At 67.7% G+C, this 24,221-nt stretch carries 20 protein-coding genes and 1 pseudogene; 10 read left to right on the top strand and 11 right to left on the bottom strand.

All coding sequences use genetic code 11. The features are described 5' to 3' along the window. Window positions 1-4 precede the first annotated feature (4 nt). From AC5ZH6_RS00350 to AC5ZH6_RS00385, 8 genes and pseudogenes are all read left to right on the top strand, one after another. Complete coding sequence (locus AC5ZH6_RS00350; protein WP_271355878.1) at window positions 5-1,030, top strand: heme-dependent oxidative N-demethylase family protein; 1,026 nt, start codon at window positions 5-7, stop codon at window positions 1,028-1,030. 42 nt (window positions 1,031-1,072) lie between these two features. Then, window positions 1,073-2,422, top strand: coding sequence for an ammonium transporter (locus tag AC5ZH6_RS00355; RefSeq protein ID WP_496168085.1), 1,350 nt, complete (start codon window positions 1,073-1,075; stop codon window positions 2,420-2,422). A gap of 535 nt (window positions 2,423-2,957) precedes the next feature. Further along, window positions 2,958-4,304: pseudogene (gene glnT, locus AC5ZH6_RS00360) on the top strand (type III glutamate--ammonia ligase). A 59-nt stretch (window positions 4,305-4,363) separates the two neighbouring features. Beyond that, entirely contained in the window at window positions 4,364-5,260 is an 897-nt protein-coding gene (locus AC5ZH6_RS00365) for a class II glutamine amidotransferase domain-containing protein (RefSeq protein WP_271354524.1), read from the top strand. After that, on the top strand, window positions 5,248-5,943 hold the full coding sequence (locus AC5ZH6_RS00370; RefSeq protein WP_496168087.1) for a protein glxC: 696 nt from the start codon (window positions 5,248-5,250) through the stop codon (window positions 5,941-5,943). Before AC5ZH6_RS00365 ends, AC5ZH6_RS00370 begins: the two co-directional genes overlap by 13 nt. A gap of 62 nt (window positions 5,944-6,005) precedes the next feature. Next, window positions 6,006-7,337, top strand: a complete 1,332-nt coding sequence (locus AC5ZH6_RS00375) for an FMN-binding glutamate synthase family protein (protein ID WP_014358171.1) — start codon at window positions 6,006-6,008, stop codon at window positions 7,335-7,337. Further along, entirely contained in the window at window positions 7,334-8,524 is a 1,191-nt protein-coding gene (locus tag AC5ZH6_RS00380; protein ID WP_271354525.1) for an NAD(P)/FAD-dependent oxidoreductase, read from the top strand. Before AC5ZH6_RS00375 ends, AC5ZH6_RS00380 begins: the two co-directional genes overlap by 4 nt. Before the next feature lie 22 nt (window positions 8,525-8,546). Next, window positions 8,547-9,374 (top strand): helix-turn-helix domain-containing protein, encoded by an 828-nt coding sequence (locus AC5ZH6_RS00385; protein ID WP_006368890.1) that lies wholly within the window; start codon window positions 8,547-8,549, stop codon window positions 9,372-9,374. 34 nt (window positions 9,375-9,408) lie between these two features. On the opposite strand, the gene AC5ZH6_RS00390 is transcribed toward AC5ZH6_RS00385, so the two are convergent. The 3 genes from AC5ZH6_RS00390 to AC5ZH6_RS00400 form a co-directional block, all read right to left on the bottom strand. Then, complete coding sequence (locus AC5ZH6_RS00390) at window positions 9,409-9,897, bottom strand: hypothetical protein (protein WP_014358174.1); 489 nt, start codon at window positions 9,895-9,897, stop codon at window positions 9,409-9,411. A gap of 437 nt (window positions 9,898-10,334) precedes the next feature. Beyond that, a complete protein-coding gene (locus tag AC5ZH6_RS00395) occupies window positions 10,335-10,739 on the bottom strand; it encodes a hypothetical protein (RefSeq protein WP_014358175.1) in 405 nt (134 codons plus the stop codon). Window positions 10,740-11,287: 548 nt separating this feature from the next. Continuing rightward, window positions 11,288-12,148, bottom strand: coding sequence for an ERCC4 domain-containing protein (locus AC5ZH6_RS00400; RefSeq protein ID WP_496168090.1), 861 nt, complete (start codon window positions 12,146-12,148; stop codon window positions 11,288-11,290). 195 nt (window positions 12,149-12,343) lie between these two features. On the opposite strand from AC5ZH6_RS00400, the gene AC5ZH6_RS00405 reads away from it, so the two are divergent. Continuing rightward, complete coding sequence (locus AC5ZH6_RS00405) at window positions 12,344-13,531, top strand: lipase family protein (RefSeq protein ID WP_496168092.1); 1,188 nt, start codon at window positions 12,344-12,346, stop codon at window positions 13,529-13,531. 12 nt (window positions 13,532-13,543) lie between these two features. On the opposite strand, the gene AC5ZH6_RS00410 is transcribed toward AC5ZH6_RS00405, so the two are convergent. Together AC5ZH6_RS00410 and AC5ZH6_RS00415 are read right to left on the bottom strand one after the other, a co-directional pair. After that, complete coding sequence (locus AC5ZH6_RS00410) at window positions 13,544-14,425, bottom strand: TY-Chap domain-containing protein (protein ID WP_496168094.1); 882 nt, start codon at window positions 14,423-14,425, stop codon at window positions 13,544-13,546. Window positions 14,426-14,750: 325 nt separating this feature from the next. Further along, a complete protein-coding gene (locus AC5ZH6_RS00415; protein WP_148275390.1) occupies window positions 14,751-15,866 on the bottom strand; it encodes a protein kinase domain-containing protein in 1,116 nt (371 codons plus the stop codon). A gap of 180 nt (window positions 15,867-16,046) precedes the next feature. Here AC5ZH6_RS00415 and AC5ZH6_RS00420 point away from each other — a divergent pair, with 180 nt between their 5' ends. Then, on the top strand, window positions 16,047-17,348 hold the full coding sequence (locus AC5ZH6_RS00420; RefSeq protein WP_006368898.1) for a ricin-type beta-trefoil lectin domain protein: 1,302 nt from the start codon (window positions 16,047-16,049) through the stop codon (window positions 17,346-17,348). A gap of 6 nt (window positions 17,349-17,354) precedes the next feature. Here AC5ZH6_RS00420 and AC5ZH6_RS00425 read toward each other — a convergent pair whose 3' ends face one another. Genes AC5ZH6_RS00425 through AC5ZH6_RS00450 form a run of 6 tightly spaced genes read right to left on the bottom strand, consistent with a single transcriptional unit; the run spans window position 17,355 to window position 24,150 of the window. After that, window positions 17,355-18,425, bottom strand: coding sequence for a 2Fe-2S iron-sulfur cluster-binding protein (locus tag AC5ZH6_RS00425; protein WP_496168096.1), 1,071 nt, complete (start codon window positions 18,423-18,425; stop codon window positions 17,355-17,357). Next, window positions 18,422-19,138: a TetR/AcrR family transcriptional regulator gene (locus AC5ZH6_RS00430; protein WP_020172880.1), complete on the bottom strand. Its 717-nt coding sequence runs from the start codon at window positions 19,136-19,138 to the stop codon at window positions 18,422-18,424. The genes AC5ZH6_RS00425 and AC5ZH6_RS00430 overlap by 4 nt, the downstream gene beginning before the upstream one ends. Continuing rightward, a complete protein-coding gene (locus tag AC5ZH6_RS00435; RefSeq protein WP_496168098.1) occupies window positions 19,135-20,625 on the bottom strand; it encodes a pyruvate, phosphate dikinase in 1,491 nt (496 codons plus the stop codon). The genes AC5ZH6_RS00430 and AC5ZH6_RS00435 overlap by 4 nt, the downstream gene beginning before the upstream one ends. 26 nt (window positions 20,626-20,651) lie before the next feature. Next, window positions 20,652-21,524 carry a coniferyl-alcohol dehydrogenase gene (locus AC5ZH6_RS00440; protein ID WP_496168100.1) on the bottom strand — a complete coding sequence of 291 codons (873 nt, stop codon included), beginning with the start codon at window positions 21,522-21,524 and terminating at the stop codon, window positions 20,652-20,654. Further along, window positions 21,521-22,954, bottom strand: a complete 1,434-nt coding sequence (locus AC5ZH6_RS00445; protein ID WP_271354532.1) for an aldehyde dehydrogenase family protein — start codon at window positions 22,952-22,954, stop codon at window positions 21,521-21,523. Before AC5ZH6_RS00445 ends, AC5ZH6_RS00440 begins: the two co-directional genes overlap by 4 nt. Further along, complete coding sequence (locus AC5ZH6_RS00450) at window positions 22,951-24,150, bottom strand: cytochrome P450 (protein ID WP_271354533.1); 1,200 nt, start codon at window positions 24,148-24,150, stop codon at window positions 22,951-22,953. Before AC5ZH6_RS00450 ends, AC5ZH6_RS00445 begins: the two co-directional genes overlap by 4 nt. Window positions 24,151-24,221: the final 71 nt, after the last annotated feature.

Below are 24,221 nucleotides of genomic sequence, written 5' to 3' on the forward strand. Positions count from 1 at the left end.
TGATCTGTCGAGTCTCGACTCATTGACTCCCGCTGCCCGCGAGTATCTTTCGCAGCCCGTTGACCATTGTGCCAACATCCCGTGGCCGTTTCCCGACGACGCTTCCGAGTTCTCCTACACCGTCAACGTCGAGCCCGCCCGCGTGCCGCGGCGTACGCGCGGTGGGGAATGGGGATGCCACCTCGTCGACCTCGGTGGTGCCGAGTATCTCGACTACATGCGCGAGCGGCGGCGCATCCTCGACGAGGATCCGTCGCGTGTGCGGATCATGCCCGGAATGGACGTCGCCTGCTGGGATCTGTTGCTGTACTACCTCCGCGATCTGGCACTGGCCTACCCCACCGTGATGCATCTCACCGAAGGCGCCGACCGGCGGTTCCACTGGCGCAACGAGTTACTCGGCACCGACGCCGAATTCGTTCTCGGTGACCTCGAGAGCCTCCCGTGCCATCCGCTGGAGTTCCTCGCGCGCGAGGTCCCCGACGACCTGCTCCTCGTCGTCGAACGCGACGGCCGGCTCTACTTCGACGCCGGGATCGTCACCTTCGCAGCCGCCTGGTCGGTGGCGTTCGACGTCGGCATGGACATGTATGAAATCCACGCTCCGGTACCGGGTTTGATCCGCGACGGGATCGTCGCGCGCGCCGAACAGTTCCTCCGTCGGCTACCCGCCGACGCGGTCTATCGGCGGGTCAACTGGACGCTGTCCGCATCGGATTCGCACAAGCTCGACGTCAGCCTCGAACAACTGCCCGAGTGGGGTCGCGACATACCCACGATGATCGCCGACGGCGACTACGGTCGCGCGCGGCTTCGGATCGAACTCGAGCACTTCGTCCGGTTGCCGACCTCCGGTGCGGTGACGTTCAATATCCGCACGTTCATGGCCTCGCTCGACGAGGTCCGTCGCATCCCGGCGTGGGCCGAGCAGTTGGCCACCGTTATCGAAACCCTCGACGAGCGCATCGCCGCGTACAAGGGCTTCCTCGACTACCGCGACAACGTCGTCGCCTACCTCCGCGGGCACTGACCGCCCCATCACCCTCCATATCCCTCTCTACCAAGGACTGTCATGGAAGTAGTTGCCGCACACGCGGATCTGTCATGGATGCTGGCCGCATTCGCCTTTCTGGTACTCATGATCCCCGGCCTGGGTCTCTACTACGGGGGCATGCTCGGCGGACGCAACGTCCTGAACATGATGTCAATGGTGCTCGCCACCCTCGGAATCACCTGTGTCATCTATGTTCTCTACGGTTATGGCCTGGTGTCCGGGCCGTCGATCCACGGTTGGGGGATCATCGGCAATCCCGTGCACTACCTCGGGCTCGGTGAGCACCTCACCGACGATCAGTCCGGCGGTATCCAGGTGCTCTACATCGCGGCGTGGTTCATTCTGTTCGCCGCCATCACCGTGGCGATCGTGGCCAGTGGTGCGGCGGGTCGGATGAAGTTCAGCGCGTGGCTGGTGTTCGTTCCGATCTGGCTGACCCTGGTGTACTTCCCGGTCGCGCACTGGGTGTTCGCCGCCGACTCCGACGAGGGCGCAGGAGGCTTCCTGCTCAACAAGATCCACATCCACGACTTCGCCGGTGGTACGGCGGTGCACATGAACTCCGGTGTGGCCGCGCTCGCCCTGGCATTGGTCCTCGGCGCCCGGCGTCGCCGTGCCGAGCGGCCGCACAACGTGCCCATCGTGCTCCTCGGTGGCGGCATCCTCTGGTTCGGCTGGTTCGGATTCAACGGAAGTTGCGCCGGCGGAGCCAATTTCGTCACCCAGTTCGTCGTCCTCAACACCCTGCTCGCCGGCGGTGCCGGCATGCTCGGCTTCTGGGCGATCGAGAAGTGGCGGGAAGGTCATGTCACCGCTCTGGGTTCGATCACCGGCGCGATCGCCGGGCTCGTCGGCATCACCCCGTCGGCCAACACCGTGACGCCGATCGGCGCACTGATGGTCGGCATCCTCGCCGCGGGTGTCGTCGCGTTCTTCCTGAGCTTCAAGCCCAAGTTCAAGGTCGATGACAGTCTCGACGCGTTCATCGTCCACGGTATCGGCGGCATCGTCGGCACCCTGTGCATCGTGCTGTTCGCCGCGGGCAGTGCCCCGGCCGGTGTCACCGGTCTCCTGTTCGGTGGACCGATCGACATCCTGTGGCGCGAACTCGCCGGCATCGTCATCACCTGCACCTTCTCCTTCGTGATGACCTGGCTGATCGCCAAGGCCCTCGACAAGACGATCGGCCTGCGCGTCGACGCCGAGACCGAGACCCAGGGACTCGACTCCTCGATCCACGCCGAGACCGCCTACGAGATCCCCGCGGCCGGCGTCGGGCACGGTGGCCTCTCGGGTATGTCGCCGGCACTGGCCACCCAGAGCGTGGAGAACGGGCTCTCCGAGACCGCTCAGCCCGTCGGCACCTGATCGCTGCGCACGACACCGGGGGCGCATCACACCGTGGTGCGCCCCCGGTGCCATTTTGATCGATGGTCGGCACTTCCCTCGATGGCCGGCCCCATTTTGATCGATGAGTGAGTGCTTCTCCTGATTGTCGGTCGCCATTGTTGATCGATGGTCGAGGTGCTCGGCGCCCCAGGCGCCGAGCCTCGAGACCCCTTGCACCGGTGCTGGTTTCGGGTTCCAGCGTCATCTGCGGGGGTCTCGAGGCTCCTCGCCCCAGGGGGCTCGTCACACCTCGACCACCGGGTGGGGGTGGCGGAGGAGTAGGTGGTGCGGCCACCGGTGGTCACACCTCGACCACCGGGTGGGAGTGGCGGAGGAGTAGGTGGTGCGGGCATCGGTGGTCACACCTCGACCACCGACGACCACCCCACCCAACCCGATACCTGCACCTCACAGCCCCGAAACGCAATCGCAACACAACGGGGGTCTACTACAGGTAGACAAAAGTTCATCGGAGTGGACATACTAGAGCCAACACAACCACCGGAGCCCTGCCATGACTGACACCACCAACGATCTCGCCGAACTCTGCGCGAAGTCGGGGACCAAGTTCATCCTCGCCATGTTCGTCGACTTGCGCGGCAAGCCCTGCGCCAAGCTCGTTCCCGTCGAGGCCGTCGACGAACTCGCCACCGACGGTGTGGGTTTCGCCGGCTACGCGGTCGGTGCGATCGGGCAGGAGCCGCGCGACCCCGACCTCATGGCCATCCCCGACACCTCGTCGTTCCTGCCGATCCCCTTCATCAAGGAAGGGCTGGCGATCGTGCACTGCGACCCGCACGTCGAGGGCAAGCCGTGGCCGTTCGCCCCACGCAACATCCTGCGGGCTCTCATCGCCCAGGCCGAGGACGCGGGCTTCGAGCCGTGGGTGGGCGCAGAGGTCGAGTACTTCCTGCTCAAGCGCGCCGCCGACGGTTCGCTCGTGACCGCCGACGACGCCGACGACTCCGATCAGCCCTGATACGACGTCCGCGGTCTGACCCGGATGTACGAGCACCTCACCGCAGTGTCCACCGCGATGAATCAACTGGGCTGGAGCAACTACGCCAACGACCACGAGGACGGCAACGGCCAGTTCGAGCAGAACTTCGCCTACTCCGACGCGCTCACCACCGCCGACCGCGTCATCACCCTGCGCTATCTGCTCTCCACGATCGCCGCCGAACGCGGCATGGTGGCCACGTTCATGCCCAAGCCGTTCGCCGAGCGCACCGGAAGTGGCCTGCACCTGCACCTTTCGTTGACTTCCAACGGTCAGCCGGTCTTCCCCGCAGAGTTCGGCGACGACCGCGGGCTCGGCATCTCGCCCACCGCCTACGGATTCGTCGCAGGCGTCCTCGAGCACGCCTGCGCGCTGCAGTCGGTGATGGCTCCGACGGTCAACTCCTACAAGCGGACCGGCGCCACCGCCACCCGCTCGGGTGCCTCCTGGGCGCCTCGGGTGCCCACCTACGGCGGCAACGACCGCACCCACTACATCCGCATCCCCGACGACCAGCGCGTCGAGCTGCGCGGCGGCGACGGATCGGCCAACCCGTACCTCGCGATCGCCGCCGCGCTGGGCGCCGGCCTCGACGGCATCAAGCGCAGCCTCGATCCGGGCGCCCTGGGCACCTGCCCCGAGCACGTCGGCACCCTGCCGCTGACACTGCTGCACGCGGTCGACGCGCTCGAGGCAGACCCGGTCGTGGCCGGCACCCTCGACGCCGCGATGACCGAGGAGTGGCCCGCCGACAAGCAATCGGTCTCGGACTACTTCAGCAAGCTCAAGCGCGAAGAATTCTTCGCCTGGCACTCGGCCGTCTCCCCGTGGGAGGTCGATCAGTATCTCACCGCTTTCTGACCACACACCCGGTTCACATCCCTGATCCGTCCACCCCAGAACCACGAAAGGCCCACACCATGTGCGGAATCGTCGGGTTGCATCTACGCAACCCCGATCTGTATCCCCGCCTCGGGGAACTGCTCACCGGCATGCTCGGTGAAATGCAGGACCGCGGCGCCGATTCGGCGGGCATCGCCGTCTACGGCAACCCCAGCTGGGTGCCCGCCGGCCACGCCTGCGTCTCCCTTCTCGAGATCGACGTCGCCGCCGACGACGCCCAGGCTGCCGTCACCGAGGCGCTCGGCAGTCCGGTCGTCGCCCAGTATGTCGACACCACCCTCGTGCTGTCGGCGCCCGTACCCGCCGAGGAGCTGCTCGGCGCCGCCCGCACCACCTACCCCGGCGCCCTCGTCGCCGGTTTCGGTAGCGACCTGACCGTCCTCAAAGGTGTTGGCGCACCCCGTGATCTGACCGACCAGTGGGGCCTGGCCGCCGCACAGGGCTGGCAGGGCGTCGGGCACACCCGCATGGCGACCGAGTCCGCGGTGACCCCGGCCGGAGCACACCCGTACGCCGTCGGACCCGAACAGTGCCTGGTGCACAACGGATCGTTCTCCAACCACGCCACCATCCGCCGCGAATTGCGCGCGGAGGGAGTTGAATTCGACTCCGAGAACGACACCGAGGTCGGCGCACGCTTCGTCGCCCACCAGCTCGCGCAGGGCAAGGACATCGAGACCGCACTCAAAGAGGTCTGTGCCACCTTCGACGGCTTCTACACCCTCGTCGTGTCCAACCGCGACTCGTTCGCGGTGGTCCGCGACGCCATCGCCTGCAAACCCGCCGTGATCGCCGAGACCGACGACTGGGTGGCGATGGCCAGTGAATACCGAGCCCTGGCGCACCTGCCGGGCGTGGAGAACGCACGAATCTGGGAACCAGAACCGGAGGTGGTCTACGCATGGACCCGCTGAACACCGATCGCACCGTCTTCGATCTGTCCGAAACCTCGCTGCGCGAAGTCAATTCGGCGCTGCACGGGGAGATCACCGGAGAGATCGAGATCAACTCACCGGCCGGTGCGCACAGCGTCGCCGCCGGGGTCAACGCCCCGGTGAAGATCACCGTCAACGGTCACGTCGGCTATTACGCCGCCGGCATGAACCAGCAGGCCGAGATCACCATCAACGGCAACGCCGGCACCGGTGTCGCCGAGAACATGATGAGCGGCACCGTTGTCATCAAGGGCAACGCCTCCCAGTCGGCCGGTGCCACCGCACACGGCGGCCTGCTCGTCATCGAGGGCGACGCCGCCGCGCGCTGCGGGATCTCGATGAAGGGCATCGACATCGTCGTCGGCGGAAACGTCGGTCACAACAGCGCTTTCATGGCCCAGGCGGGCCGCATGGTGATCCGCGGCAACGCCGGTGCAGGCCTGGGTGACTCGATCTACGAGACCCGTCTCTACGTTCGCGGTGAGGTCGCCTCCCTCGGCGCCGACTGCATCGCGAAACCCATGCGCGCCGAGCACCTCGACGAGCTCGCCGGCCTGCTCAAGGCCGCGGGCTTCAAGGACGACGACCCGACCGAGTACTCGCGATACGGATCGGCCCGCGAGCTCTACCACTTCCACGTCGACAACACGTCGGCGTACTGACCCCCGGCGAACCCACCGCTCGGCCCCTCGTCCGACGACCCAGCGCCGCACCCGGAGACATCATGAACCTCAGCAACGAACAGCGCGGTCTACGCGAATCCGCGACCTTCGACCGCACCACCATCGCCGCCATCCAGCGTGCCGCCGACACCGGCGTCTACGACATCCGTGGGTGGGGCGCCAAGCGCAAGCTGCCGCACTTCGACGACTTGCTCTTCCTGGGCGCGTCGATGTCGCGGTACCCCCTGGAGGGCTATCGCGAGCGCTGCGACACCGACGTCGTGCTCGGCAGCCGAAATGCCAAGTACCCCTTGCACCTCGACACCCCGGTCACGATCGCGGGCATGAGCTTCGGTGCGCTGTCGGCCGGCGCCAAGGAGGCACTCGGGCGTGGTGCGTCGGAGGTCGGCACGTCCACCACCACCGGCGACGGCGGAATGACACCGGAGGAGCGGGGGCAGTCGAAGAACCTGGTCTACCAGTACCTGCCGTCGCGTTACGGCATGAACCCCGACGACCTGCGCAAGGCCGACGCCATCGAGATCGTCCTCGGCCAGGGCGCCAAGCCCGGCGGCGGAGGAATGCTGCTGGGGCAGAAGATCTCCGAGCGGGTCGCTCACATGCGCACCCTGCCGGAGGGTATCGATCAGCGCAGCGCCTGTCGCCACCCCGACTGGACCGGCCCCGACGATCTCGCCATCAAGATCAACGAGCTGCGTGAGATCACCGACTGGGAGAAGCCGATCTACGTCAAGGTCGGTGCGACCCGCACCTACTACGACGTCAAGCTCGCCGTGCACTCCGGTGCCGACGTGGTGGTCGTCGACGGCATGCAGGGCGGTACCGCAGCCACGCAGGAAGTGTTCATCGAGCACGTCGGCATCCCGACACTCGCCGCGATTCCGCAAGCCGTGCAGGCACTTCAGGAGCTCGGTGTGCATCGCGAGGTCCAACTCATCGTCTCCGGTGGGATTCGTAACGGTGCCGACGTGGCCAAGGCCATGGCGCTCGGTGCCGACGCCGTCGCCATCGGCACCGCCGCGCTGATCGCCCTGGGCGACAACGATCCGCGGTATGCCGACGAGTACGAGAAGATCGGCTCGGCGGCCGGCTTCTACGACGACTTCCAGGACGGCCGCGACCCGGCCGGCATCAGCACCCAGGATCCCGAACTGTCCGCTCGGTTCGATCCGATCGTCGGCGGAAAGCGCCTGGCCAACTTCCTGCGGGTGACGACGATGGAAGCCCAGACCATCGCCCGCGCCTGCGGCAAGGCACACCTGCAGCACCTCGAACCCGAAGACCTGGTGGCGATCTCGATCGAGGCCGCAGCGATGGCGCGCGTCCCGCTGGCGGGCACCAGCTGGATTCCCGGAGCAGGGGCGGTGTTGTGAGTACCGAGACCGCATCCATCGTCATCATCGGTGGCGGCCTGGAGGGCGCGGCCACCGCCTGGGCGCTCGCGCAACGTGGCGTCACCGATGTGGTTGTCTGCGAACGCGATACCGTGGGCGCGGGTATGACGGGCAAGTCATCGGGCATCGTCCGCTGCCACTACGGCGTCAGTTCGCTGGCGGCGATGGCAGCCGTCGGGCTCGAGGTGTTCGAGAAGGCCGAGGAGATCTTCGGCACCGACATCGGGTTCCGGCAGACCGGCTACGTCGTCGGAGTCGGTGAGGCCAATGTGGGCAATCTCCGCAAAAGCCTTGCCGCGCAACGCGAGGTCGGTGTGCAGACCGAGGAGATCGGGGTCGACGAGGTCGCCGCGATGTGGCCGGCCGCCGATCTCGAGCCGTTCGCGGCGTTCGGCTGGGAGGAACGCGGCGGGTACGGCGATGCGTATCAGACCGCGCAGGCCTTCGCCGCATCGGCGCGCGCCGGTGGAATCCGCATCCGCCAGAGCACGCCGGTTGCCGGTCTCATCGTCGACGGCGACGCCGTCACCGGCGTGAGACTGGTTGACGGATCGACGATCTCGGCCGAGACCGTCGTCGTCGCGACCGGCGCCTGGACGCGCCCGTTCCTCGCCGCCCACGGCATCGATGTCCCCATCGAGGTCCACCGCGAGCAGATCGTGATGATCCACCCCGGAATGGAACTCGGCAAGGTGCCGGTGTTCTCCGACCTCGTCTCACTGCAATACGTGCGGCCCGATGTCCGCGGTGAGATCCTGTTCGGCAACAGCGATCTCGCCGAGCTGGAGATCGCCGACCCCGACAACTACCTCAATCGTGCCGACGAGGCGTTCCTGGATCTGACCGTCGACAAGGTCGGTACCCGCTTCCCGCAGTTCACCGACGCGGCCATCACCAGTAGTTACGCCGGGTGTTACGACGTGACCCCGGACTGGAATCCGATCATCTCCACCGGTCCGCTCGAGGGACTGGTGATCGCCGCGGGCTTCAGCGGGCACGGTTTCAAGATCTCGCCGGCCGTCGGGCGGCTCGTCGCCGACCTCGTCGTCGATGGTCACAGCAACGACCCGCGTATCCCGGAGTCGGACTTCCGGTTGTCCCGGTTCGCCGAGGGCGACCTGCTCAAGACCCGCTTCCCCTACGTGGGCGCGGGGGAGATGCGGTGAGACCTGTCGTGCGGGGTACACCATGTGCGCCCTGAACGGCGGGGTCCGCGTCGCCGAGCTGCCCGAGGACCGGCGGTCGGGACTCATCGCCGAGCTGCCACGGTTCCCCACAGTGGACGACGTCTCCCGATATGCTGGCCCGGTGGCGGAGTCCGACGAATCGACGGGGATCGATCAGGCAGTGGCGGTGCAACCGGCAGGAGTCGGTGACGATCCGCTGATCCGTAACCAGTCCGGCATCGCCCGTGACCGGCCCACCGATCAGTCCGTCGAGGAACTCGAGCTCGAGACCGCGATTGCCGCCAACGTCCGGCGCCTGCGTCAGCAGCAGGGTCTCACCGTCGGCGACATGGCGTTACGCGTCGGCATCTCCAAGGCGATGCTCTCGAAGATCGAGAACGCCCAGACCTCGTGCAGTCTCAGCACTCTCGCGCGGCTGGCGACAGCCTTCGACGTCGCCGTGACCTCGCTGTTCCGGGGCGCCGACGTCGAGCGATCGGCGGTGTACGTCAAGGCGGGGGAGGGTTCGCGGATCGTGCGATCGGGGTCCAAGGAGGGCCACGAGTACGAACTACTCGGGTCGTTGCGCGGTGAGCACAAACGTCTCGAATGCCTACTCGTGACGCTCAACGAGGACTCGATCACCCAGCCGCTGTTCCAGCACCCCGGCACCGAGTTCCTCTACATGCTCGACGGCGTCATGGACTACGCGCACGGCCGCAGCGTCTACCGCCTCGCGCCCGGCGATTCCATGCAGCTCGACGGTGAGGCCCCGCACGGGCCGGTCGCCCTCATCGAACTGCCGATCCGCTTTCTGTCGGTCATCGCCTTCCCGGATTCGGCGGTCTGAGGGCGGTCCCCGTCGGACGGCGACCGGCTATCGGCTATCGGGCGACGACGGTGGCCCGGTCGGCGACCGGACGCAATGCGATCACCAGTGTCCCGGTGGCGATGACGCCGGCCGGCAGCTCGGCATGCACCGTCCGTCGATGTCCGGCGGTATCGATGACGGTGATGTCGGCCAGGGTGGCTCCGGCCAGGCCGACGCCGACGAACGCCACATCGGAGATCGCGGTGGTCAACGGCAACGCCGCATCGACTCGCACCACCGCGCGGCCACCTGTGACGTGCGCCGCGATGATCCTGGTGACCAGAACCGGGTGTGCCGCATCGCATTCATCGGTCGACGGGCAGCGCGGCTCGCCTGCGGCGTCGACGAAGAATCCCGTTGTGTGACGCAGTGATTCGGCACGCAGGTCGGTCTCACCGATGAAGAGGTCGGTCCCCGACGAGTGAATCGGGACCGGCCAGAGCGTGGGATCGAAAGATCGGGACACCAGAACGCCTTTCAGAGAGGGCAGCAGCTCGAACAAACTCACCTCTTCGGTCTACCCGGGTCTGCGGCGTAGCAACAGGGATTCCGGCGCCAAGATGTCGTCAAGATCCGCCTGCCGGCTCGCCGACACCCCGATCACGGTGACTCACGCCACATTTCACGAGAAACAGCAACCCCCAAGGCGACGGGCATCGTGCGTCAAGCCTGGCCGTGCATCGTGGAACACGTCAGAGAGAAACGCACACAGCGGATCTCGGAAGCACCAACGAAGAGGAGCCGATCATGGCCGCACCCCGTCGCAACAACAACCCCGCCCCCGTCCAGCGCCGCCGCCGCGTCCGCCGCTACGACCCGCGTTCGCGTCAGTGGCTCTGGGTGTGGCAGTGAGCGAGCGCTCTGCGCGCTGACCCGTGCGCGACACGAACAACCCCGCCCACCGACGCCGGGCGGGGTTGTTCGCGTGTGCGGGCGCGATCAACTCGTGGCGATCGCCACGTTCAGGATGACGATGAGCACGATCAGTACGATCGGGATGACCGAGATCGCGATCGCCAGACCGACGCCGTTGTACTGCTGCGGCGCAGGGCCGAGCGAACCGCGGGAGTACGCCCACACCGGCGCGCGATACTCCAGCTCGACGCCCTGTCCGGGCTGCACGAGCACCGGGAAATCGGCGGGCCCGATCCGCGGGGGCAGGAAGTACGGAACGTGGACGTGCACGTGATGCTGTCCCGGCGGCAGCGGGATCTCGTTGCGGCCCCACGTGCCGGGAAGCTCGTGGCCGTCGACGACGATCTTCGGCTTGATGAAGAACAGCAACCACATCAGGGGGAAGAACTTCGCGTCGATGGCGACACCCTGCTGCTGACCAGCCTGCACCGGCGGCGCGCCCTGCCCACCGCCCGGATGATAGGCGCCCGGAGCGGGATTCTTCTGCAGTGGAGCAGGATTCGGGGGTTGCGGCGCCGGCGGCCGGCCGTACTGGGATGGAGCAGACGGGGGCGGAGCAGATGGGGGCGGAGCAGATGGGGGAGCACCGTACTGGGGCGGGCCCGCCGGGGGCGCGCCGTACCCCGGGCCGGGCGGCTGTCGATACTGGGGCTGCTGGCCGTACGACGGTTGACCCGGGCCAGGCGGCTGCCCGTAGTGGGGTTGCCCGTACCGGGGTTGGCCCGGCTGCTGTTGCCCGTACGGGCCGGGTTGCCCGTAGGGCGGGTTCGGAGTGTTCACCATTTCCCCCTCGATCGTGCGAGCCGCGCGGCGTCGGGCCATCGTGGCTGGCAGTCAATCTACGCGATGACGGTTGCGCAGCAACGGTTTGCGACCACTTCGGGTGCAGAAGCGGACGTGATCCGTTGCGAATCTAGTCGCGGGTGCGGCGCGCGGCGATCAATCGAACCGCTTTGCGGCAAATGTCCGACCGAGATTCATTCGATCGACGTCGACGCGCTCACGTCCCCACCACTGAGCTGCGTCGGCGAACTCCTTCCCGCCCGGTCGAGATCCCATTCGGCCAGACAGGCACCGAACCACCGGTACAACCACTCCTGTGCGAGTGCACGCGTTTCGCAGAACACGATCGGCACCGTCGGGAACCGGGCCTGCGCCTCGGCGACGGCATCGGCCACCGAGGAGGCCGGGGCATGGTCGAGTTTGAAGATCTTCGAGTACCCGGAGTCGACGATCACCGCGCCGCGCGGCTGTGCGGCGAGATCGGCCAGCAGGTAGGTCATCTTGCCCGACAACAGGCTCGACGCGAGGTCCTCGATGCTCTTGCGTTCGGCGGTGGCCACCAGGTCGTCGCCGTCGAAGACCGCGTAGTCGCCGACCGGCAGGCCCCGCTTGCTGGTCTGCGCCTGCTGCGCAGAGAACTTGTAGCCGTAGCGTTCTCGGGTGTCGACGACGATGTCGACCACGCGACCGTGCGCCCGCGCCTTGGGGACCGTCACGTTCGGTCGAGCCTGTTTGGCGGTGCGTCGCGACTGCCAGAACACCATCTCGCGCCCGCGGGCGCGGGTGAGCACGAACTGCGAGCGGTTCTCCCGTCCGCGTTCGAGCACCAGGTCGATGGCCGCGCCGCGCCGGCTGATCGAACGCACCGCCAGGCATTCGACGAGCTCGGGGTCGTCCGGCCACTCGGCGACGCGCTGGCAATACACCTTGGTGGTGCGCGGCCACGTCTCCCGGGTCTTCAACACGATCCCGTCCGCGCCCAAGGGCAAACGCACGAGGTAGGGCAGCGACGTGCCCTCCTCGGGATTGCGCGCGATCAGCAGGTCGTCCGGCACACGACCAGGGTGCCGGATCGAGGGGGCGCAGTCACCCCGACCGGCCGAGGAGACGCTCTCATCTGCAACAACCTGCTCTGGTCCATCCCGCCCGACCGGACCCGCGGCCGCTTAGGTTAACCTAACCGACATTGGGGAAGTCCGGTGTGCTGCGGGCCGCGGCCCGCGAGCGAAGAGGAAGAGGGGACTGCTGCAGTGCGTCGACGAGGACTGGTGCTGGGTGCACTACTGATCGGAGTGGTCGCCCTGTTGTGGTCGCCCCTGCCCGGGTCACCAACTGCACAGGCGGCGCCGAGTGTCACGTCCAAGGCCGGCGCGGGCACGGTGCTCGGTTCCACCGACATCACCGACGAGAAGGACGCCCGCATGACCGGCGCCCGCCAGGTGATCGCGATGACCTATCTGTCGGAAAACGCGCAGGGCACGCTGATCCCGGTCCGCGCCACCGTCTCGATCCCCGAGAAGAACCCGCACGGCGGTGACTACCGCATCTTCGCGTGGGCGCACGGCACCGCCGGACTCGGCGACGGCTGCACGGTCACCGACCGGATGGGCGTCCGCGTCGACGGCAAGGAACGCTGGCACGACTGGATGGGCCCCTGGCTCGACGACGGCTACGTCATCACCGCCACCGAGTACGCGGGTGTCGGCGGACCGGGCGTGCATCCCTACGCCGACGGAGAGATGCAGGGCAAGAACGTGATCGACTCGGTACGTGCCGCGCGGACCGTCGTCGCGCAGTACACCGCAGCCCGAGCCGGCACCGACTATCTCACCTCCGGTGGTTCCCAGGGCGGCCAGAGCGCCGTCTGGGCCGGACATCTCGCACCCACCTACGCACCCGAACTCCACAACGTGGGGGTTGCCGCCAGCTCGGTGCCCGTTGACACCTCACAGCTCCTCAAGGTCGTCGCTCCCGGCGTCCCGCCCGTCGCGATTCCCGACTACGTCACCTATGTCTCCTACGTCCTCGCCGGTGTGAAGGCCGCGCGACCCGACGTCGACGTCGACTCCTACCTCACGCCGCTGGGCAAGAAACTCGTCGAAGATGCTGCGACACAGTGCTATCCGGAGTTCAGTCCGTCGACGCGGCAGTACAACGTCGGCCAGATGGTGACCAAACCACTGGCCGAGGGGCCGCTGATTGGCGTGGTGCACGAGCTCTCCGCCGTCCCCGACACCGGCTACCGCGCTCCGATGCTCATCCAGCAGGGCACGCTCGACGTGGTCGCGCCGGCTCCGCTGACCTCGGCATGGGTCGACCGTGCCCGCGCCGACGGCGCCCGCATCGATTACCAGACCTACAACGACCAGCACGGCCTCGGTGCGTACTCCGAGACCGCGGCACTCAAGTGGGCCGACACCCTGCAGTGGGCGCGGTAGGTCGGGACGGCCTCAGAGATCCGGCCCGCAGGCGTCGTGGGTGAGCGCCGCGACGATCTCCGGGCGCACCTCCTCGACGAACTGCAACCACTGGCCGATGCCGGCCGCGACGTTGTGCCGGGAGAACGCCGTGGCCTCCACCGTCAGCACGGCGACGATGCAGGTGTCGTGCACGACGAGTTTGATCCCGGTGTAGGGCAGCGTCTCGGTCGCCACGAAGCGGTAGGCCGCAGGCAGATCCGTGACGTGCTCGACGACGGTGCCGAAGAACTCCAAGGTCGGGCGCGCGGGCAGGATTCGCAGCCACGACTTGACCTCACCGGTCGGCAACGGAATGTCACCGTCGTCGTCGACCAGCACCGGATGCCCCGACATCGTTTCGAGCGCCTCGAGCACCATCGCCCGCAGGTCACTGTGCCGTGCGGGTAGGGCGATCACCTCGAGCGCCGGCTCGTGCCGGGCCGGCACATCCCCGGTGAGGAAGGCCGGATGCCCGACTCCCCAGATCTCGATCAGTGTAGTGGTGGCCAGCGCGGCGAGAGCATCGACCTGCGCGCGGTCGGCCTCGGAGGTGAACGATCCGTCACCATCGTCGCGATCCCAGCCGAGCAGTTCGAGATCGGCGATGTTCTCTCGCAGCACGTCGGGATGCGGATGCAGATCACCCTCGACGATCGTGCACACGATGCGGTCCTCGCAGGCAGAGAAGCTCAGCACCCCGTGGGAACCCTCGGGGATCTCCAGGTTCTGTTCGACGATGAGTTCCTGCCCGTCGTCGAGGTCGGACAGAAGAGCGGCGAGCAGGTGCCGGTACCGGGCCCAGGCCTCGTTGACGGCCGTGTCGAAGTCGACGTCCCCACGCATGTCGTCTGCACGCATGTCGTCTGCGCCCATGGCACACCTCTCATCCGGGTGAAACCCTCTGCTGGCCCACGTTCGGCGATCCGGCTCCTCTACGGCCCGACCAATTCTGACCGGCTGCATCATGACCGGGCTTGCATCATGATCTGCTTGCGAGGTTACGGATCCCCACCACCGAGTGCCGCATCGCGCACAAGGATCCCCCCATTCGTAGGACCCGGGCGCACACCGTCGCTGTACCGCGATGTCGACGACTCGTCGCCACCGCGACACCCACTGTTTCAGCACGGCCCGACACAGTCCGGTGCCGGTGTGATCGGCGCGACACCGCCCCGCGTTACAGGACCCCACAGGGGACTCAGACGGGAGTCAGCCCGATCAGCCGACACAGACGGTCCTCGTCGATCACGTGCAGTGCCTGGCCGCGCCGTTTGCGTTCCCGCGCGGCAAACAGCTTGCGGCCCTCGTGCGCCCCGAGGCCGCCGTCGATCTGATGGGCGCGCACGAGGACGGTGGTGTCGTCGCCGACCATCGACTGCACCGCCGCCCCGGATTCCTCGATGAGCGTGGTCAGTTCCTGTTGGGTGCCGGTGCTGAACCGGCCGGTGATCACCACGCGGTGTCCGGCCAGTCGTGCCGGCCCGCGTGCCGGACTCATGTCGACCTTGTGGAGATCGGTCAGTGCGCGCAGAGCCTGTGTGCCGTCGACGTAGCGGGTGCCCTTGGCCGCGGTCGCGTGCCAGATCCAGCACTTGAGATCCTCGGGCGCGTCGAGGTCGCGGATGCGGGAGATGTCGTCGTTGGTCCAGTCCGCCCCGGTCAACAGGGTGCAGGTGAGCAGGCCGAGCTGGTAGATGTCGAACCACGTCGCCCAGTGGCGGTAATCGTCGACGTCGGCGGGCATGTACGCCGGCGTGTAGGCGTCCAGCGGTGAATGCCGGGGTGTCAGAGCGTGTTTGGCGATCCCGAAATCGCCGAGAGCCAGCCGGCCGTCGCGCAGGAAGACGTTGTCGGGTTTGATGTCGCGGTGGGTGACACCGGCCGCGTGCATCACGGCGAGCAGACCGAGCAGGCCGCGGATCTCACGGCGGACCCGTGCCGGACGCCATCCCGCCCACGCACCATCGGCCACGAGATCGCCGACCGTGCCCTCACGCATCCACTCGGTGACGATGACGTAGCGGGTCGTGCGTCCGGGCCCGGAACCGAAGGCGAAGGCATCGAGGAGCGCGACCACCTCCCGGCGCCCGGCGAGCAGGTGCCCCATGTGCGCCTCGCCGTGCCAGTCCGCAGCGTTCGCACACACCTTGACGCAGACCTTGCGGGTCACCCGATCGCTCGATGACGCCAGCCGTGAGGCGCGATAGACATGGCCGAAGCCGCCGCCGTCGAGGAGCCCGTCGATCCGGTAGCGCAGTCCGGTGTCGCCGACGATGATCTGACCCGCACGGAGCGGCTGACGTGCCCCAGTCACGCCACCACGGTAGGGCATGGGTCCGACGGGCTCTCGCCGTACCGGCAGCACGACACACGCGTCGCCGAGGGTGGCTCGCGCATTCTGTCGGTTTCGTACTGTTTTCCCAAATGCAATCATTCCCACGGCAGGAATGCCAAATAATCATCAGGTATGAAGCGAGGAATCAGGAACGGGCCGGTGCGAAAAGCGGTGTGCGTTGTTGTCTGCAGCATTCTCGGCATTGCCGGAATGGTGCTGGCCAACGGACCGGCATCGGCCGCCGATTCGACATTCATGGTCAAATCCGTCCTCAACGGCCAATGCCTCGACAACTCCGACGCCGCGGCCCGCTCCGGCAACCGGGTACTGCTGTACGAATGCCACGACGGGATCAATCAGCAGTGGACGGTCGGTGCCGACGGCCGGGCCCGCGTGCAGGGCTTGTGCTTGCAGCCGGTCGGGGCGGTCATCGCCAACGGCCGCAACCTCGAGATCGCGACCTGCTCGACCTCGCCGGCCCAGGTCTGGGGTCAAGGCGCCAACGACTCGCTGCGCCCCAACTACGGCAACTACTGCCTGACCGCCGCAAACGGCGCCGTCTCGCTGCGGACCTGTGCAGGGACGACGGCACAACGATGGACACTGACCTCGGCCGCGGCAACACCCACCACAACCACAACCACGACACCCACGACCACGACACCCACGACCACGACACCCACGACCACGACGAGCACTCCCGCCGCGGTGACCAGCCCGTCCGGCCAGACGGCACCCACCGCGGACCTCGCCGGCTGGCGCCACATCTTCGCCGACGAATTCACCAAGAACGCGGCACTCGGCTCGTGGGCCAATTCGTGCGAGCCCGACAAGATCGTCTACACCGGCGCGCAGGGCCAGAAATGGCGCACCTATCCCCAGTGCTATCTCGACACGTATCAGAAACGCCCCTATCGCCCCGACGCGGTGCTCTCGGTCGACGGTGGCATGCTCGATTTCTTTCTCCGCCAGGTCGACGGAAAACCCGCAGGCGCGAATCCGTCACCGCTGATCACCGGATCGAGCCAATACCAGACCTACGGGCGCTATTCGGTACGAATGCGCGTCGACCGTCCGGGACTGTCCGAATACTATGTGGCCTTCCTGCTCTGGCCGCAGTCCGAACAATGGCCCGCCGGCGGTGAATTCGACTTCCCCGAGGGATCCCTCGCGGGCACCGCCAAGGGCTATCACCACTACTCCGGTCTCGGTTCGTGCGTCAGCTGTCAGGCCGTCGCCACCGACATCGGGGCCACGTTCACCAGCTGGCACACCTACACGATGGAATGGAGTCCCGGCCGCATCCGCTACCTGCTCGACAACACCGTCGTCCTCGACACCACCGCCTGGGTGCCCTCGGGTCCGATGCGGTGGCAACTGCAGGCCGAGACCAACGGCAACGGCACCAGCTCCGGGCACCTGCAGGTCGACTGGGTCTCGGTCTGGGCCTACAACGGCTGACGCCGACTACTCGATCTCGATCTCCACCTCGGCCGAGCGAGGCGTCGCCTGACACGCCAGGAGGTAGCCGTCGTCGATGTCCTCGGGTTCGAGCGCGATGCCGTTCCCGTGATCCACGGTGCCCGAGACCAGCCGGGCGACGCAGGACCCGCAATCACCCTCCCGGCACGAGTACGGTGCGTCGATTCCCTCCGACAGCATCGCGTCGAGCAGGGGAGTCGTCGTGGCGCAACCGATTTCGGCGACGCTACCGTCGATGTGGACGGTCAGCGCGCACGGTGCGGAGCCCTCGTCGGCCACCGACAGGGTGAAGGGGTCGCCGGTCAACGACACGTATCGCTCGATGTGCAGATCGGTGTGCGGCACCCCCGCCGCGAGCGCTTCGCGCTCCACCAGATCCATGAACGGCGCCGGTCCGCACACGAAGACCTCACCGCCGGCGACCTCACCGCGGGCCGCGGCGCAGAGCGGGGCGACGGCCTCGGCGGTCGGCAGGCCGTCGGAATCCTCCCGCCAATGGTGCACGTGGAGCCGTTCCGGATGGCGTGCGACCAGCCGGTCGAGCTCGTCGGCGAAGATGGTCGACGGCCGGTCGCGGTTGGCGTAGAAGAGGGTGACCGGGCAGGTGTGCAATTCCAGCGCCGACCGCAGGATCGACATGACCGGTGTGATGCCACTGCCCGCGGCGAACAACGTCAGCCGGTGGTCCCACGAGTGCGGGGTGAACACCCCCGACGGTGCGATGATGTGCAGGACATCGCCCGCGGAGATGTTGTCACACAACCAGTTCGAACCGTAACCGTCGGTGACGCGTTTGATGGTCACGGCCGGGATGTCGTCGACCCCGGGTGCGGTGCTCAACGAGTAGCTGCGCGCCACCGAACCGGTCCGGCCGCTGGGGATGCGGATGGTGACGAACTGTCCCGGGCGTTGCTCGATCCCGTCGGGCAGCCGAAAGCGAATGGTGCGGGCATCGGCGGTCTCGTCGACGACCCCGACCACCTCCACATCGATACCCAGAGTGCGCGAACGCGATTCGACCGGCGCTCCGCCGGTCCCCGTGGTCGCCGCCGTCACCGGTGCACCTCGCTGCCGGACTCCACGAGTGGCAATGCGCGGTACCACAATTCGCCCAGCGCGCGACCGAGATCCTCGATCCGTTCGCGTCGCGGAGCGGTCACCGGCAGGCCGACGTGCACGTAGGCCATCTGCTCGGTGGCGCAACCGAGGGTCTCGGCCAGCAGGTTCTTGTCGCAGTGCGCGATGACGCCCTGATCCTCGAGTCGCGTCAGCCACCGCTCGGTGCGCCGGACGAAGTCGGCGCGCAGGTTCAGCCACAACTGCTGGAATCCCTTGTTCTCGCTCGCGGCGGCCGCCTCACGGAGCAGGCGCAGCATGTGCCGGTTGCGTGAATAGGACTGCAGGTAGGTCGTATTCACCTCGATGAGTGATTCGAGTTCGCCGTGCGCGTGATCCGGTCGTAGTCGCGCGGCGGCGAGCTCGGTCAGTGACGGGCGCAGAGCTGCGAGGAAGATGTCGTCGAGGCTGGTGAAGTGTCGGTAGAAGTTTCCCTGCGCGGTGTCGGCGTGGTGGGTGATGTCGGAGATCCTGGTGCGGGTGTACCCGTACTCGGTGAAGCACTCGACCGCGGCCTTGACCAGCTTGTCCCGGGTCTGTTCGCCACGTCGGTTGGGGCGCTTGGCAATCGACGGCGACTCGTCCATCAGTCCGGCGGCGGTGTAGACCGCATCGATTCCGTCGGTGCCGGGGTTGCCTGACTCGGATGTCATCGGGCTGAGTCCTCCAGGGCGGGTTGCGCGAGCAGCGCGAGCGGATGGTCGGCGGGCAGCGGATCGGGCAGGAACCCGGCCAACGCGGTCAGGTACTCGTCCTGTCCGTCGCCGGCCGCGAGGGTGTCGCCGTCGTAGATCGTTCCGGTGGTGCCGTCCACGGTGACGGTGCGACCGTCGAGTTCCGCGCTGAGCCCGGTGCCGCAGCCGACCACGCAGGGCACTCCGATCTCGCGGCAGACGAGGGCGGCGTGCGAGGTGGTGCCCCCGACCTCGGTGACCACCGCCACGGACTCGAACATCGCCGGAACGTCCACCGGTGAGGTCGACGGACGTACCAGCACCACCGACTCGCCCTCGGCGGCGGCCGCGCACGCGGCATCGGTGTCGGTGTAGACGGTGCCCGTTGCGGCTCCGGGTCCCGCACCGACCCCCCGCGCGATCGGTTTGGCCGCCCCGCTGACGGTGGAGTCCTCGAGAAGGGTGCGCACCTGCTCGGCGCTGACCCGTTCGAGTGCCTCGGACTCGGAGATCACGCCCTCGCGCACCAGTTCCACCGCGATCCGCACCGCCGCACGTGCCGACCGTTTGCCCGAACGGCATTGCAGCATGTAGAGACGTCCGGATTCGACGGTGAACTCGATGTCGACGAGGTCGCGATGTTCCTGCTCGAGGATCTCGGCGATCTCGGCCAGCTGCCGATACAACTCGGGGTCGTGCGCGGCGAACTGCGTGATCGTCTCGGGTGTGCGCTCACCGGACACCACGTCCTCGCCCTGTGCGCGAGACAGCCACTCGCCGAACAACTTACGTTCACCGGTGGCCGGGTCGCGGCTGAACACCACGCCGGTTCCCGAGTGCTCGTCGCGATTGCCGAAGACCATCGCCTGGACGGTCACCGCGGTGCCTCCGCCCGCTCCGAGGCCATGGCGCCGTCGGTAGGCGGCCACGCGGTCGTTGGTCCACGACCCGAAGACCGCGCCGATCGCCTCCCGCAGCTGGTCGTAGGGATCCGCCGGTGGCTGTGCTGCCTTGTCGCCGAGCACGATCTCGCCGTAACCGGTGCAGAAACGCTGCCAGGTGTCGTGGGCCCACGCCGGGTCCCCGGTCGCCGCCCCGAGGTCGGTCACCAGCGCTTCGGTCAGGCCGAGATTGAGCACGGTGTCCATCATGCCCGGCATGCTCTGGGCGGCTCCGGACCGCACCGACACCAACAGCGGGAAGGGGCCCTGCCCGAAGCGCTTTCCGGTCTCCCGTTCGAGTTGTTCGAGCGCGGCCAGGGTGTCGCGCCAGACGTCGTCGGGTAGGTGACCGCCGGCGTCGTGATACGTGCCGCACAGCGGGGTCGCCAGCGCGAAGGCCGGTGGGACCGGGAGGCCGAGCGCCTGCATCCGGTTGACGCTGAAGGCCTTGCCGCCCAGCAGTTCACGGTCGGCGGGAGCCGAACCATCGAGTGCGAGTACGTGTCCGGTGTGTGTGGTGGTCATCGGGGGGATCCTTTGGTCCGGTGCGTTCAGACGGGCGAGGAGGAGCGGGAGTCGGTGGCGACGGGGCGCAGTGGGTTCTCGACGGAGGCGGCACGGATGGCGCTGAGCCCACCGTCGACCGGGATGTCGATGCCGTTGACCCATGAGGCGTCCGGGGAGATCAGGAAGTCGATGGCGGCGGCGGTTTCCGCGGCGGTGCCGTGTCGTCCCACCGCGCCCGCCGATCGGCTGATGGCCTCGACCCCCATGGACTGCTCGAAGTCGCCGAGGATGGGTGTCTCGGTGGGGCCGGGGCTCACCGAGGCGGCGCGGATTCCGCGGGGCTGCAACGCCGCGGAGAGCGCGACGGTCCAGTCCACCAGTGCGCGTTTGGAACTGTCGTAGGCCGCCGAGCCGTCGACTCCGGTCTCCGCGACCCAGCGGTCGATGTCCGCGCGGCTCTCGGCTGCGAGGAGTTCGGTGATGCGTTCGGGCGGTTGGGTGTTGCGATGTGCGGCGAGTGAGGCGACGTTGACCACTGCCGCACCGGTGGTCATCCGCTCCAGGACGCGCAATGTCAGTGCCCGGACGCCGAGCGTGTTGACCGCCAAGACGACCGACGCCGGCGCGGTTCCGGGGACCCCGGCGACGTTGGCCAGCGCGTCGATGTGGTCGGGAAGTGCGACAGCGTCGATCGAGGCTGGGTCCGAGAGGTCGCAGTGGACGAATCGTGTTCGCGGGTCCGTGCTCTCGTTCAGATCGAGTGCGATCACCGTGGTCTGTGGATCGGCGTCGAGCAGGCGACGCACCAGGGCGGCACCGATACCCGACGCCGCGCCGGTCACCACGATCGTGCGTCCCCCGGGACCGTCCGGGGTGCCCTCGACGTGGTCGTTGGAGACATCGAGATGGTCGTTCATGACATCACCGCCTTGATCTCGGTGAACTCGGCCATACCGACGGCGCCGAGTTCGCGGCCGTAGCCGGAGTTCTTGGTGCCGCCGAAGGGCACCGCCGGGCGTTCGCGGGTGCGCACGCCGTTGATCTTGACCTGGCCGACGTCGAGATGGTCGGCGACCTCGACGGCGGATTCGGTTCGGGCCGACCAGACCTCGGCCGACAGGCCGTAGTCGGAATCGTTGGCGATGGCGATCGCGTCGGCGAGGTCGTCGTAGTACTGCGTGACGAGCACCGGGCCGAAGATCTCCTCGCGGACGGCCCTGGCGTCGGCGGTGAGGTCGGCGAACACCACCGGCGTGACGAAGCACCGTGACCGACCGAGGGTGGGGTTATCGCCGGAGCCGGCGACGATGCGCCCGCCGTCGGCACGGGCCGCCTCGATGTGCGCGAGCACCTTCGCGGTGTGCGTGCGGGACGCGAGTGGTCCGTGAGTGGTCGACGGATCGGCCGGATCGCCCAGCCGGAACGCCGAGATCGCCTCGGCCATGATGGATTCGGCCTCGGTGGCGCGACTCGCCGGCAGCACCAGACGCGTGGTCGCATTGCAGGCCTGCCCGGAATTGACCAGCCCGGAGGCCAGCACCCGGGGAAGCACCGCGTCGAGATCGGCGTCGGGAAGGACCACGGCCGGCGATTTGCCGCCGAGTTCGAGTGTCGCCCGGCGCAGCGAGGCCGCGGCATTGGCGGCCACCGACCGCCCAGCCCGGACACTGCCGGTGAACGACACGTGCGCCACCCCCGGGTTGCTCGCGAGCGCGGCCCCGGTGCTCTCACCGGTGCCGTTGACGACGGCCAGCGCGCCGGCCGGAAGCCCGGCGGCGAGCAGGCATTCGCGCACCAACAGCGCGTCGAACGGTGTGGCCTCCGACGGTTTGAGGACCACGGTGCAGCCGGCCGCGAGTGCCGCCCCGACCTTGGCGATGATCTGGTGAACGGGCATGTTCCACGGGGTGATCGCACCGACCACCCCGGCCGGTACGCGGTGCAGCCGCGCGCCGTCGATGTCCTCGGTGAAGGCGAATGTCTCGAGCGAGCAGGCGAACTCGCGGAGTACCGATGCCGGCATCGATTGCTGCGTGACGCCCGCGAGGCTAATCGGCATGCCCATCTCGCCGGACACGGTGGCGGCCAGCGAGGCATGGTTCTCGATCAGGTCGGCGGCGCGGCGCAGCACCGCGGCCCGGTCGGCGGCCGGGGTCGCCGACCACCCGGGAAAGGCGTCTGCCGCCGCGTCCACGGCCTGCGCCACGATTCCCGGCTCGGCGATCCCGGTGGTCCCGATCACGCTGTCGGAGAACGGGTCCACCACATCGACCGTGGCCGAGCCCGCCACCTCGTCGTGTCCGATGACGGCGGCGGGCGCGTGCCGGGTGCGCACGGTGGCGGTCATCGGTGCGCCCGTACCGTCACCGGCAACGACTTGATGCCGCGGAAGAAGTTGCTCTGCAATCGGTCCGGGCCGTCGAGGACGTCGATCGCCAGGCCGCGCTCGATGACCCGGGTGAAGAACAACTTCGCTTCCAGTTTGGCCAGATTGGAGCCGAGGCACGCGTGGGCACCCCAACCGAAACCGAGGTGCTCGTTGGGGAATCGGGTGCCGATGAAGGTGTCCGGGTCGTCGAAGACCCGCTCGTCGCGATTGGCCGAGCAGAACCACATCACCACCTTGTCCCCGGCGGCGATGGTTTTGCCGTGCATCTCGACGTCGCGGGTTGCGGTGCGGCGCATCGAGATCACCGGCGTCACCCAGCGGACCATCTCTTCCACCACGACCCGGATCTTGTTCGGGTTCTCCCGCATGTGATCCCACCATTGCGGATTCTCGGCGAGCACGTTGACACCACCCGACAACAGATTCCGGGTGGTCTCGTTCCCGGCAACCATCAGGATCAGGTAGTAGGCGTCGAGGTATCCGCGGCTCAGCGGCACCCCGTCGAGTTCGGCGGCGGTCAGGACGCTGATCAGGTCGTCGGCCGGGCACTCGCGCCGCAGCCGCTCGAGACCACGGAAGTAGTCGAACACTTCGTCTCGGGCGCGGACGGCGGTTTGCGGCCCCTCGGAGTAGGTGGGGTCCTCACTGGCCATCTGATTGGTCCAGCGCAGCAGGTTCGGGCAATCCTCGAGGGGTGCGCCGAGCAGGCGCCCGATCATCACCAGTGGCAGTTGCGCGGCCACCGCGGAGACGAAGTCGATGCCGTCGTGGCCCGCGGCGTCGTCGAGGAGTTGATCGATGACGGCGGTGATGTCGCCCTCGAGGGCCTTGAGCTTGACCGGCCGGATCTGCGGTGTGACGATTCCGCGGAGTTTCGTGTGCTCCGGCGGGTCGACGTGATGGATGCTGCGCGCGCCCTCACCCTCGGCGCGCCGGCTCTGAATCTGGGTTCCGTCGGTCACCGAGAACGTCTCGGCGTCGGCGGCGACGGTCTTGATGTCGTCATAGCGGGTCACCGACCAGAAGCCCGGACCGTCCGGCTCCTCGTTCCAGTGCAGTGGGTCGTCGTTGCGCAGGCACGCGAAGAGTGCGCCGTCGGTTCCCGCGGCAAACGGGGTCAGATCCATCAGGTCGATGTGGTCGGCGATGGTCATCTCATCTCCAGAAGGCTGTGGTTTGCGACTGTGGTTTCACTAAATCATAGACTAAGGTGTGGTGTGAACCA

This window comes from Gordonia sp. YC-XJ4 (assembly GCF_059511865.1).

Coding starts and splice junctions, on each gene's coding strand:
- AC5ZH6_RS00355 (WP_496168085.1), top strand. CDS start 1,073: ATGGAAGTAGTTGCCGCACACGCGGATCTGTCATGGATGCTGGCCGCA.
- AC5ZH6_RS00440 (WP_496168100.1), bottom strand. CDS start 21,524: ATGAACGACCATCTCGATGTCTCCAACGACCACGTCGAGGGCACCCCG.
- AC5ZH6_RS00365 (WP_271354524.1), top strand. CDS start 4,364: ATGTGCGGAATCGTCGGGTTGCATCTACGCAACCCCGATCTGTATCCC.
- AC5ZH6_RS00445 (WP_271354532.1), bottom strand. CDS start 22,954: ATGACCGCCACCGTGCGCACCCGGCACGCGCCCGCCGCCGTCATCGGA.
- AC5ZH6_RS00385 (WP_006368890.1), top strand. CDS start 8,547: ATGTGCGCCCTGAACGGCGGGGTCCGCGTCGCCGAGCTGCCCGAGGAC.
- AC5ZH6_RS00435 (WP_496168098.1), bottom strand. CDS start 20,625: ATGACCACCACACACACCGGACACGTACTCGCACTCGATGGTTCGGCT.
- AC5ZH6_RS00375 (WP_014358171.1), top strand. CDS start 6,006: ATGAACCTCAGCAACGAACAGCGCGGTCTACGCGAATCCGCGACCTTC.
- AC5ZH6_RS00430 (WP_020172880.1), bottom strand. CDS start 19,138: ATGACATCCGAGTCAGGCAACCCCGGCACCGACGGAATCGATGCGGTC.
- AC5ZH6_RS00450 (WP_271354533.1), bottom strand. CDS start 24,150: ATGACCATCGCCGACCACATCGACCTGATGGATCTGACCCCGTTTGCC.
- AC5ZH6_RS00370 (WP_496168087.1), top strand. CDS start 5,248: ATGGACCCGCTGAACACCGATCGCACCGTCTTCGATCTGTCCGAAACC.
- AC5ZH6_RS00410 (WP_496168094.1), bottom strand. CDS start 14,425: ATGGGCGCAGACGACATGCGTGCAGACGACATGCGTGGGGACGTCGAC.